This window comes from Hyphomicrobium sp., assembly GCF_036780825.1.
Taxonomy (GTDB): Bacteria; Pseudomonadota; Alphaproteobacteria; order Rhizobiales; family Hyphomicrobiaceae; genus Hyphomicrobium_C.
Genome location: NZ_DAIQCD010000035.1, coordinates 19,317 through 28,962 on the forward strand (window position 1 = coordinate 19,317; position 9,646 = coordinate 28,962).

General features: G+C 65.8%; 11 protein-coding genes and 1 tRNA gene. 3 read left to right on the top strand and 9 right to left on the bottom strand.

Features of this window, described 5'->3' with window-relative positions:
* Nucleotides 1-17: 17 nt before the first annotated feature.
* On the bottom strand, nt 18-536 hold the full coding sequence (locus V7P99_RS12285; RefSeq protein ID WP_333795115.1) for a pilus assembly protein N-terminal domain-containing protein: 519 nt from the start codon (nt 534-536) through the stop codon (nt 18-20).
* Nucleotides 537-681: 145 nt separating this feature from the next.
* On the opposite strand from V7P99_RS12285, the gene V7P99_RS12290 reads away from it, so the two are divergent.
* Both V7P99_RS12290 and V7P99_RS12295 read left to right on the top strand, forming a co-directional pair.
* Nucleotides 682-903 carry a hypothetical protein gene (locus tag V7P99_RS12290; RefSeq protein WP_333795116.1) on the top strand — a complete coding sequence of 74 codons (222 nt, stop codon included), beginning with the start codon at nt 682-684 and terminating at the stop codon, nt 901-903.
* Between the two features lie 91 nt (nt 904-994).
* The gene (locus V7P99_RS12295) at nt 995-1,504 is read left to right on the top strand and encodes an MgtC/SapB family protein (RefSeq protein ID WP_333795117.1); all 510 of its coding nucleotides are present in this window, start codon (nt 995-997) and stop codon (nt 1,502-1,504) included.
* Here V7P99_RS12295 and V7P99_RS12300 read toward each other — a convergent pair.
* The 8 genes from V7P99_RS12300 to V7P99_RS12335 form a co-directional block, all read right to left on the bottom strand.
* Entirely contained in the window at nt 1,461-2,249 is a 789-nt protein-coding gene (locus V7P99_RS12300) for an ATP12 family chaperone protein (protein ID WP_333795118.1), read from the bottom strand. The genes V7P99_RS12295 and V7P99_RS12300 overlap by 44 nt on opposite strands.
* Nucleotides 2,246-2,941, bottom strand: a complete 696-nt coding sequence (locus V7P99_RS12305) for an HAD-IA family hydrolase (RefSeq protein WP_333795119.1) — start codon at nt 2,939-2,941, stop codon at nt 2,246-2,248. The genes V7P99_RS12300 and V7P99_RS12305 overlap by 4 nt, the downstream gene beginning before the upstream one ends.
* Nucleotides 2,938-3,951, bottom strand: coding sequence for an RluA family pseudouridine synthase (locus V7P99_RS12310; RefSeq protein WP_333795120.1), 1,014 nt, complete (start codon nt 3,949-3,951; stop codon nt 2,938-2,940). Before V7P99_RS12310 ends, V7P99_RS12305 begins: the two co-directional genes overlap by 4 nt.
* A gap of 30 nt (nt 3,952-3,981) precedes the next feature.
* Nucleotides 3,982-4,218, bottom strand: a complete 237-nt coding sequence (locus tag V7P99_RS12315; protein ID WP_333795121.1) for a hypothetical protein — start codon at nt 4,216-4,218, stop codon at nt 3,982-3,984.
* Nucleotides 4,219-4,245: 27 nt separating this feature from the next.
* Nucleotides 4,246-4,791 (bottom strand): type VI secretion system amidase effector protein Tae4, encoded by a 546-nt coding sequence (locus tag V7P99_RS12320; RefSeq protein WP_333795122.1) that lies wholly within the window; start codon nt 4,789-4,791, stop codon nt 4,246-4,248.
* Between the two features lie 220 nt (nt 4,792-5,011).
* The gene (locus V7P99_RS12325) at nt 5,012-6,328 is read right to left on the bottom strand and encodes a replication-associated recombination protein A (protein ID WP_333795123.1); all 1,317 of its coding nucleotides are present in this window, start codon (nt 6,326-6,328) and stop codon (nt 5,012-5,014) included.
* Between the two features lie 217 nt (nt 6,329-6,545).
* A complete protein-coding gene (locus V7P99_RS12330; RefSeq protein WP_333795124.1) occupies nt 6,546-7,988 on the bottom strand; it encodes a Do family serine endopeptidase in 1,443 nt (480 codons plus the stop codon).
* Nucleotides 7,989-8,300: 312 nt separating this feature from the next.
* Nucleotides 8,301-9,143: a septal ring lytic transglycosylase RlpA family protein gene (locus V7P99_RS12335; protein ID WP_333795125.1), complete on the bottom strand. Its 843-nt coding sequence runs from the start codon at nt 9,141-9,143 to the stop codon at nt 8,301-8,303.
* 413 nt (nt 9,144-9,556) lie between these two features.
* Between V7P99_RS12335 and V7P99_RS12340 the strand changes: the two genes are divergently transcribed.
* Nucleotides 9,557-9,646, top strand: a tRNA-Ser gene (locus V7P99_RS12340).

Sequence of the window (9,646 nt, forward strand, 5' to 3'; positions counted from 1 at the left end):
TCACGCGTTCGCAGCACTTATTGCTGTCCGTCGCCGCCGCCGCTGGTCGATTCCGAAAACTTCGTTTTGGCCGCGGCATGCTTCGAGATCGTCTCGAAGTACTCCGAGTCATCGCCGATCGTGAGCGTCGGAGAGCAGTTCGGCGTGCAGCTATAGGACTGTCGCAGTCCACCTTTCGAGAGATTGACCGTACGCACCTCGTCGCGCTGCACGATGACACGCTGGTCCTGGATGATGTTGCGCTCCTCGTCGAGCGCGATGATGTTGGTCACGCCGAACGTCTTGCCCGTGACGACGAGCAGGTTACCGCCCTGGATGGCCACGTCGGCGATCGAGGGATTGCCGATGATCACGCTCGACACCGGACGCGGCAAGCGCAGCAGCTGCGATTGATCGTAGGCGACCACGAGATCCGCTGCGCTCGCGCCTCCAGGGGCTAGCAACGGCGCGGCCGCCAGCATAATAACACCGGCCATCGCCGCCGCGGCCCGACTCGGGCGCTGCTTGCGCTTGAACGCAGTACGGCTCGGCACCATTGGCCACTCCTCTCGTTTCACCTCTCCTATTAGGCGCCGACGGAGTAAACGAAACGCTAACGGATGACCCGCTTCCGTCCGCTGCGGAACCGTGGCGCATCCCGCGCGTTCCCTCTGCATACCGAAACTGCGGAGCTTTATCTTTATGCAGAATGTTGCGCTCGTAGTGCTGATCGCTTGCGCCGTCGTGCTTGCCGGCACCATCATGATGGCCGTGAATGAGCCTGACGGCACCACCGCCATCTCGCGCCCGGAGGGAACGACGGTGGAGGCACCTGGCACACGCGTCGAGACGGATCGCAGCGGCACGCGCATCCAAGCCCCTGGCGTCGACATCACCGTTCCGAAAGACGAGCACAACGATTGAGCGCAGACGGATCAAATTACATTTGCCATTTCTCTGAACACCGATTTGGCGTATCCTGTCATTCTGCTTACGTCCTTTGGAGGTTCGGCAGGTGACGGTCTTCCAGCTCCTGTTCCCGGTGGGCTTCCTCGCCTATCTCGAAATCTCCTTTCGCCTCGTGCTTGCCGCCGGTCTGGCCGCACTCCTCATCTCCGGTTTGGACAGCAAGGATCGGCTGACGTCCCTCAAAGCCTACATGCTGGTGGCGCTGGCAGCGGCGGTGTTCACAGTGCTGGCGCTCGCGATGCTCGAGGCTGCGGGTCCGCACCTCGCGGTGACCTCGGATCCGACACGCATCATCGCCGCCGTGACGGCAAGCATTGCCCTTCTCGCCGCCGGCACGATCTGTCAAGGACACGACAAGCCCCGCAAGCGCGTCACGGCCGGAGCGCGCATATGGATGGCCGGCGCGCTCGGCGTGGCCGCGGGTGCTGGCTATTACGGGCTTGCCGTGATGGCGGCCGCGCTTTCGCTCGTCATCCTGTTCACGCTCTCGCGGCTCGAGACGCCGCCGCGCCTTACGCTGATCGACGAGAACGAAGAAGCTGGAGACAGCGGCTAGCCGCTTCGAATTCGGCGCGCCGCATCGCGGCTTGGGCTTCGGCCTCGCTATCGCGGCCCCAGTGCTCGCGCTGCCAGGTCTCGTCAACGGTCACCGCCGCCCATGCATCGTCGACCGAGAGTCGATCGTGCCAATGGGCGATCGCGATCAGCGCCGAGCCCCCGATCGTGGTCAGGACGTGGAGCGCAGCGAGACTGAGCGCATCGGCGCCCACCAGCGCGGCCCGCACTGCTTGAAGCGTCTCCGGTGGCTGGTCGATCGGCATCAATCCTGCACGCAGTCTGAACTCACAGCCGAGATCGCGCGCGGCCCAGGCGAGAATCGGATTCCACGCCGCCGCCTGACGCTCGGCGAGCGCTTCCGGCGCGTCCGCCCGGTAGCAGAGAAGATCGCTGCCCGCGAACGCCACGATGTCGTCGGCAACCTCTCCCTTACGCGCCTCGACCGCATCGATGGCCGTGTTGACCAGGCGTGTCAGCGGCATACTGGCGGGATCGACATGCTCGCCCTGCGCGTTCCATTCGGCTGCGATAGCGGAGGCGAGAGCCTCATCCGGAACCAGAAGCTCGCCCTTTGCCGGCGTACGCACGCCCCGGCCGTCGAGCAGGATCGCATACCGTCCGTCCCGCGCCTCGACGGCAGCCGCGGTGTAGAAGCGCTTGGAAAGCGGCGGACGAAGGGCTTCCTTGCCTGGGCTTTTCGGGTCTTCTTTCCCGCTGCCCGATGTTTCGCCGGGCCGGGTCATGACACGGCCCGCCGCAAGATCACCTGGTCGAGCGCACGCTCAAGTCCCAGGCAGTCCGCCGTCACGTGGTGCGCGCCAGCCTCCCACAGCGCCGCTTCCGGATGGTAGCCCCACGCGACGCCGATGGCGGACGTGCCGGCTGCGCCCGCCATCTCAATGTCGAATGTGGTATCGCCGATCATGACCGTGTCGGCGGGTTCCGCGAAGGCCTCGCCCATGGCGGCGAGGATCATCGACGGATGCGGCTTCGAGGGATGCAGGCCGGCCGTCTGCAGCGTGGAGAAGTAGCCGCCCAGCCCCTCACGCTCCAGCACCGCATTGAGGCCCCGCCGCGACTTGCCGGTGGCGATGCCGAGCACGACGCCTTCGCGGGCTGCGAGCCGCTCGAGCGTGGCGCGCACGCCATCATAAAGCGGCTCCACATAGTCGGGACGGAGCCGTCGCTCTGCGAACGAGTCCTTGTACGCCTCCGCCATCCGGTCGATCCGCGCCTGATCACTCCCCTCCGGCGCAAGATGCGCCACCGCGATTGCGAGCGACAGGCCGACGACGCTGACCACCCGCTCGCGCGCCGGAGGCGGCAGGCCTTCCGAAAGAAACGCGTCGGCCATCGCCGCAACGATGGCGTGCTGGCTGTCGACGAGCGTGCCGTCGCAATCGAAAAGGATCAGCTTGGGGGACGGTCCGGTCATCCTTCATCCTTGTCGAAACGGCGGGCGTCGAAGCCGAGCAAGTCCCACGTCGTGCGCATATGCGGCGGCAGCGGCGCCGTGACGTCGATCTTCGTGCGGCCTGCCGGATGCGGGATGATCAGCCGGCGCGCATGCAGATGCAGCTTCGGCTCGATGTTCTCCGCCGGAAGGTCGAGCCCGCCCTCGTACTTATTATCGCCGACGATCGGGTGGCCGATCAGCTCCATGTGGGCGCGCAGCTGGTGCTGCCGGCCGGTGACCGGCTTGAGCGAGACCCACGCCGCCTTGTGGGCCGCACGATCGACAACCGAATAGTGTGTCGTCGCATGCATGGCCTCCTTCTGCTCCCCAGGACGCGCGCGGCGCACGCGATCGCCCTCGGGGCCAGCAGCCTTGACGAGCGCCGCCTCGATCTTTCCCTGCTGCGGCTTCGGCACACCCTTGACGAGGGCCCAGTAGGTCTTGGCGGCAGACCGGGTCTGGAAGACGCGCCCGAGCTTGGCCGCCGCATCGCGATGCTTGGCGACGAGCAACACGCCGGTCGTATCGCGATCGAGGCGATGCACGAGGCGCGGCCGGTCGCCAAAGCGGTCGATCATGCCCGCCAGCATGCCGTCGATATGGCGGCGCGTGCCCGTGCCGCCCTGCACCGCGATGCCAAACGGCTTGTCGAGCACCAGCACATCCTCGTCCTCGAAGAGGATGATGCGCTCGATCAGCTCGCGGTCGGCCTTCGAGGTTTGCTGTGCGAGCGCCTTGGCGGCGGGGCTGTCCTCGCGGGGCGCGCGCGCAGCCTTCGGCACCCGGATCCGCGCACCGGCCTCGAGCCGCTCGTTGGCTTCGACGCGGCGCGCGTCGACACGAACCTGGCCGGAACGCAGGAGCTTCTGCAGATAGCCGTGGGTGACGCTCGGAAAATGCATGCGGAACCAGCGGTCCAGCCGCATGCCTGCGTCGGACCTGGCAACCTCGATCGTCTCCACGCGCTCGCTTGCGCGGTCATTCGTCATTCTTCACGCTGCCTTGGGACTTCCGCCCGCTTATTTCGACCGCGGCGTGTCACGCAGCGGCGTGCCGACCGCCCATCCGATCGTCCAGCCCACGATCAGGCCGGCCAGGTTGACCGCCATGAACGCAAGCTGGTTGATGTTCTCGGCCTCGTCGGAGCTTTCAAACTTGAATTGCAGGGCCGCCCAGTTGGAAACCGGCCCGCTGAGAAAGTGCATGGCCAAAGCCGCCCCGACAATCGCAAAGACGATGGCAACGAGATAGCGCATTCGGTCCCTCCGGGCCGGTGGCCGGGCTCACTTCACTTCCCAGAACCAGATCTCGCCAGCGTCGGCATAATTCGAATAATAGCCGAGCCACGAGAACCACTCCATGAGCCATTTCGCCGACGAGCGATAGCCGTTCCAGACGTCGATGTGATCGCCGGTGGGGCGGCCCGCGTCTGACGAGCGGCGCCAATAGTCCTGCACGTAGATAATCCCCGTGCGCCCGAAAATCTTCGGATAGAATTTGGCCGCCTCCGCGCCCGTATATCTCTCCGTCGAGCCGACGCCGGATATGCTCGCCCGCGCGATCGCGTTGGCGAGCTGGCTGGCGTTGATGAAATGCATGTCGCTTCGCGGATGAACCGCGCAATGTGTGATGCCCGAGAGCTGGGCCGGCTGCACCCCGGCCCGCCGCAGGGCAATGCCCATGCGTATGGCGCACTGGTTCGAGAAGACCGGGAAACCGAGCAGGACGGGCTTGCCTTCGAGATTGGTGAGATTGTGGGGCGCGATACAGGGTGCCTGGACGCTCTCGTTGATCGGATGTCCGCGCCATAGATCCTTGAATTCAATCATAAAACGCATCCCTACCCGGATTGCCCGGCAACGCTGGCTTCCCCGTTCGTGCGCGGCGGACTATAGGGCGTGCCGCTTCGGGATGCGAGCGGTCTCGCCGTAAGGAGGGCCGTCTCCGGCTCACCACGAGCCGTCAGGAGTCCCTCTTCTTCGGCCTGCGCGTTGCAACCCATCGAGCCCTCTCGGCATCCGCAGCCCTCGTATCGGGCCGCACGCCGCCTCACTCACTATTGCGCTTCTTCCGCAGGCTCTCCCAATAGCCAAGCCGCTTGGCGAGCTCCCGCTCGAATCCGCGCTCCGGCGGATCGTAGAACTTCGGCCGCCGCTTGAATTCATCGGGAAAGTAATTCTGGCCGGAGAACGCATCCGGCTGGTCGTGATCGTAGAGGTAGCCCTCGCCGTAGCCCTCGTCCTCCATCAGCTTCGTCGGCGCGTTGAGGATGACCTTCGGCGGCGTGAGCGAGCCATGCTCCTTGGCGGCGCGCATGGCCGCCTTGTAGGCCACGTAATTGGCGTTCGACTTGGGCGCCGTCGCCACATAGATCACGGCTTCGGCTAGCGCCAGCTCCCCCTCGGGGCTTCCGAGGAAATCGAAAGCTTCCTTCGCCGCGTTGGCGATGACCAGCGCCTGCGGATCGGCGAGCCCGATGTCTTCCACGGCCATGCGCACGATGCGCCGCGCGATGAACAGCCGGTCCTCGCCGCCATCCAGCATCCGGCAGAAGTAATAGAGCGCCGCATCGGGGTCGGATCCCCGCACCGCTTTGTGCAGCGCCGAGATCAAGTTGTAGTGACCTTCGCGGCCTTTGTCGTAAAGCGGTGCGCGCCGCTGCACGAGGCCCATGAGGTGCGCCCGGTCGAGCGGCTCCGCCCCTGGCTTGAGGGCGGCGAAGACATCCTCGGCGAGATTGAGCACCGTCCGCCCATCGCCGTCCGCCATGCCCTTGAGCACCTCGCGGGCATCCGCTTCGAGCGGCAGGGCGCGCCCCTCCTCGGCCTCGGCGCGCCGCAGAAGATCCTCGAGCGCACCGTCATCGAGACGGTTCAGCGTCAGCACGGACGCGCGCGACAGCACGGCGGCGTTGATCTCGAACGATGGATTCTCGGTCGTGGCTCCGATCAGCGTGATCGTGCCGTCTTCCATATAGGGCAGGAAGCTATCCTGCTGGGTGCGGTTGAAGCGGTGGATCTCGTCGATGAAGAGGAGCGTGCCGCGCCCCTGCTCCCGCCGCGCCCTGGCTCGGTCGAAAGCTTTGCGCAGTTCGGCAACACCGGAAAAGATCGCCGAGAGCTGCTCGAACTCGAGGTGCGTCTCATGGGCGAGGAGGCGTGCGATCGTGGTCTTGCCGCAGCCCGGCGGCCCCCAGAGGATCAAGCTCGGCAAGCGGCCGGCCGCGAGGAAGCGCGTCAGCGTACCGTCGGGGCCGACGAGATGCGGCTGGCCCGCCACCTCGGACAGCGTTTTCGGACGGAGCCGGTCGGCCAGAGGGCGCGGGGCGCTCTTCTCGAGTCCGGCGGCTTCAAAAAGGTTGCTCATCGGCGAATGCTAAAAGGTTTCCTGTTGGGTTTGAAGCCTTGCCGGCATCTCAATTGGCTTACCGACAACGCCCCTAGTCGGAGAGGCCCGCGCCAGAGGGCTTCCGGAAAAGCGGGAACCCGGTCATGGCGGGCCTGGCGAGCCAAGCTCCGGACAAGAAGCACGAGGAAACAAAAGCTTAGAGCCGTTGCGAGAGTCCACTTAAACCGCCGCAGTTCTAGCCCGGCACCTGCAGGTTGAACACCTTGTCGCCGCGCCGTACGGCAACGAGCCACGTGCGCTGGCGTGTGGCGAGGAGGCCTTCGAGATCGCTCACGTTCGCGATGGCCACACCCCCCACTTCCGCGATGATGTCCCCCGGAAGAAAGCCGAGGCGCGCAGCGGTCGAGCCGCGCCGGACCGAGACCACCACCACCCCGGACGTTTCGTCGAGCCCGAGCTCGTCCGCAATACCCGGCAGGATGTTCGAGACGCGCGCGCCGTCGAGCGGATGCTGGCCCGCCAGATTGCGCACGTCGTTGCGTCCGGGCTGAGGCGCCGCCACCAGCGCCAGCTCGATCTCGTGCGGGGCCCCGTTGCGCACGATGCCGAGTTTCGCCGTCCGCCCGACACCACGTGTCGTCAGCCGGTAGTGCGCGGCGCGGGCGTCTGAGACCTCGAAACCGTCGACGTGGACGATGACGTCGCCGGCGCGCAAGCCGGCCTGCGCGGCAGGCCCATTATCCGACACGCGCGCAACCACCGCACCCGCGACGCGGTCGAGGCCGAGGTTTTCCGCCATGTCACGGGTCACGGTCTCGAGGCGCGCCCCGAGCCACGGCCGCTCGACCTTTCGCCCCTCGGCCGCGCCCTGGACGTAGAGCCGCACGAGGTTCGACGGAATGGCAAAACCGATGCCCTGCGAGCCGCCCGACTGCGAGAAGATCATCGTGTTGATGCCGACAAGCTTGCCCGACATGTCAACCAGCGCGCCGCCGGAGTTGCCGGGATTGATGGCGGCGTCGGTCTGGATGAAGACTTGCGAATCCGAATTGCCGATCTCGCTGCGGGCGAGCGCCGAAACGATGCCGCTGGTCACCGTCTGCCCCACGCCGAACGGATTGCCGATGGCGAGCACCATGTCGCCCACCTCGAGCGTATCCGAATCCTCGAACTCGAGCGTCGGGAAGCGCTGATTGCCGTCGTCGATCTTGAGGATGGCGATGTCGGTCTTGTCATCCTGGGTGAGAACCCGCGCATCAAACTCGCGCTTGTCGGCGAGCGCGATGCGGATCTCGGCTTCGCCCCGGCCGCGGATGACGTGCGTGTTGGTGACGACGATGCCGTCCGGGCTGACGATGACCCCGGAGCCGAGCGAGCTCTGGATGCGCTCCGAGGGCTGGCCGAAGGCATCTCCGAAAAACTGGCGGAAGAACGGATCGTTGGCGAACGGCGACGAGAACGTCCGCACGCGGCGCTGCACGTAGACGTTGACGACAGCCGGCGCCGCGCGGCGCACGATCGGCGAGAACGAATACTGCACGATCTCGCGCGAGGGCGGCACGATCCGCTGCAGCCCCTCCTGCTGAGCGGCGGCCTGCCAATCGGCGCCCGATACGGCGAGAAGGCTGAGCGCGCCGGCTCCGAGCAGCGCTGCGATTTGCTTGGTGATGCGCGTCATTCCGTCGGTTTCCGTACCCTGTTCCGCCGCAGGATATAGAGTGCTTCCGGCAAAGTGGGAACCGGTCATGGCGAAGCCATGCAAGTTAAAGTGTCCAAGAAGAAGCACGATCAAACAAAAACTTAGAGCCGTTCCCCGATTCCACCTAGCCTGGAACGGCTCTAGGCCAGAGACCGCGAAGGGCGGCACAGGGAGACCCGTTGCGCCGGCGGCGGCCAGCGGGCAAGCGCCTCGCCGCCGACTAGGCCTGACCGTTTGCGATGCGAGCGCTCTTTCCCGGCAAATCAGCTCGCATCGAGAACGTGAACCGTCTCAGGGAACCGGAGACCAAGCACCCGCGGCTTGGGAACCGGCATCGGCATAGCTCCGCAACCGGCCGGCGGCCTGCGGTCGGTATCCCTGACCTGCCCCGCTTTCGTGGTAGGCCGCCCACTCGCGGGCCGACTGCTCCCGCTCGCGCGCAGCGATATCCGAACCGCCAGCGCCAGCGCGGCTGGCCAGGAACTGGCGCTCCCGGGTATCGTTGCCGTCAAGCGGCGCGGGGCCGGCATACTGCACCCGCACGCGGCCCGTTCCCTTGGAGAAAACTCCGAGGGAGCGTGCCGATTCCCGCGACAGATCGATCATGCGATCGCCCACATAGGGCCCGCGATCGTTGATGCGCACGAGAATGGTGCGCCCATTGGAGAGGTTTGTAACGTAAGCATAGCTCGGCATCGGAAGCGTCGGATGCGCCGCGGTCAGCGCGTGCATATCGAACACCTCGCCGTTCGCCGTCTTGCGGCCGTGGAAATCACTCCCATACCAGGACGCCGTGCCGACACGGTCGTAATTCGGCTGCTCGCGCGGATTGTACCAGCGGCCACCGACCTGATAGGGCACGCCGACCTTGTAGGTACCGCCTCCTTTAGGAATGCGCTCTCCCGCCCCGGCCACGCGGCGGCTGGCGGAGACGCCCCATTTCGATTCCGGAAACATGGGAGCGGCGCCGCCCGAGAGGCCCGCAGAGGGACTTCCACCCGTGCTCGCGCAGCCGCCGAGGACCACGGCCGCGATGCAGGCCGACATCGCGACCTGTGCATCGCGGACAACGTTCTGAAACGCGCCACGCCGGCGCCCGGGTGCATGCGCGCCCCTGCCCTGTTTACGCAACATCAACGCCATCCCGTGGGCTCCTTTGCCGGAGCCTCGTCTTTCCTAGAGCCTGATCGTTCTCGGTGGATGCGGACACGCATTCACCGCGACCGTGAATCAGTCTCTTAAATAAAAACTTAGAGCGCGTTCACGTCGCGCTTCAGGTGTTGTATTCGGCATGATGCCCTAACGAGTTGCCTCAGCGCCCGATAATTCTCCTCGCGCGACCCTGAAGAGCCTCTGGCTCTAGCGCGTCGCACATGATATCGACCCGGGATTCCGTGGCCGTGAGCAAGGATGTCAGATGGCGCTTGCGATCCCGTTAAGCAGGCGCATCTGCAGGAATGGGCGCGCGCAGGGCCGCAGCGAGCTATCCTTGAGCGAGCCTCTAAGACTGTGTAGGGTCCAGCGCCGCCGAAGCCGGGACGCGCTCTGGAGAGATGGCCGAGTGGTTTAAGGCACCGGTCTTGAAAACCGGCGTGGGCGCAAGCTCACCGTGGGTTCGAATCCCACTCTCTCCGCCA

Bases quoted from the DNA above. Each gene is read 5' to 3' on its own strand.
- V7P99_RS12285 (WP_333795115.1), bottom strand. From the start codon at position 536: ATGGTGCCGAGCCGTACTGCGTTCAAGCGCAAGCAGCGCCCGAGTCGG.
- V7P99_RS12290 (WP_333795116.1), top strand. From the start codon at position 682: ATGCAGAATGTTGCGCTCGTAGTGCTGATCGCTTGCGCCGTCGTGCTT.
- V7P99_RS12300 (WP_333795118.1), bottom strand. From the start codon at position 2,249: ATGACCCGGCCCGGCGAAACATCGGGCAGCGGGAAAGAAGACCCGAAA.
- V7P99_RS12305 (WP_333795119.1), bottom strand. From the start codon at position 2,941: ATGACCGGACCGTCCCCCAAGCTGATCCTTTTCGATTGCGACGGCACG.
- V7P99_RS12310 (WP_333795120.1), bottom strand. From the start codon at position 3,951: ATGACGAATGACCGCGCAAGCGAGCGCGTGGAGACGATCGAGGTTGCC.
- V7P99_RS12315 (WP_333795121.1), bottom strand. From the start codon at position 4,218: ATGCGCTATCTCGTTGCCATCGTCTTTGCGATTGTCGGGGCGGCTTTG.
- V7P99_RS12320 (WP_333795122.1), bottom strand. From the start codon at position 4,791: ATGATTGAATTCAAGGATCTATGGCGCGGACATCCGATCAACGAGAGC.
- V7P99_RS12325 (WP_333795123.1), bottom strand. From the start codon at position 6,328: ATGAGCAACCTTTTTGAAGCCGCCGGACTCGAGAAGAGCGCCCCGCGC.
- V7P99_RS12330 (WP_333795124.1), bottom strand. From the start codon at position 7,988: ATGACGCGCATCACCAAGCAAATCGCAGCGCTGCTCGGAGCCGGCGCG.
- V7P99_RS12335 (WP_333795125.1), bottom strand. From the start codon at position 9,143: ATGTTGCGTAAACAGGGCAGGGGCGCGCATGCACCCGGGCGCCGGCGT.